Origin of the sequence: Chromohalobacter sp. HP20-39, from assembly GCF_033052815.1 — a bacterium.
In the GTDB taxonomy this organism is placed as follows: domain Bacteria; phylum Pseudomonadota; class Gammaproteobacteria; order Pseudomonadales; family Halomonadaceae; genus Chromohalobacter.
This window is the reverse complement of sequence record NZ_JAWHTP010000918.1, coordinates 1-254: the sequence shown is the minus strand read 5'-3', so window position 1 is coordinate 254 and position 254 is coordinate 1. Positions and strand designations below refer to the sequence as shown.

Sequence of the window (254 nt, the reverse complement as noted above, 5' to 3'; positions counted from 1 at the left end):
CCGCGAGGATTTTCTCAAGAAGGCCGAGGACAATGTCGTGGAGATCTATTCACGCATGAACCCGGAAGCCGCCGCACAGCAGATCGCCAGCATGGCGGACGATACGGCCGCCGCTGTCCTCGCCAAACTGAAAGTGCGGGTCGCGAGCGCCATCCTCAATGAAATGGAGCCGGCCCGCGGCGCGCATCTCGCCGATACGCTGGCCGGCATGCGTCGCACCGACGACGGGAAAGCCAGGAAATGAAGTCTTCGAG

At 62.6% G+C, this 254-nt stretch carries 1 protein-coding gene; it reads left to right on the top strand.

Going from position 1 to position 254, the window contains the following annotated elements; all coding sequences use genetic code 11:
• Window positions 1-244: MotE family protein (locus RVY79_RS20650; RefSeq protein ID WP_317466470.1), on the top strand; the 244-nt coding region annotated here is incomplete at its 5' end.
• Between the last annotated feature and the right edge of the window lie 10 nt (window positions 245-254).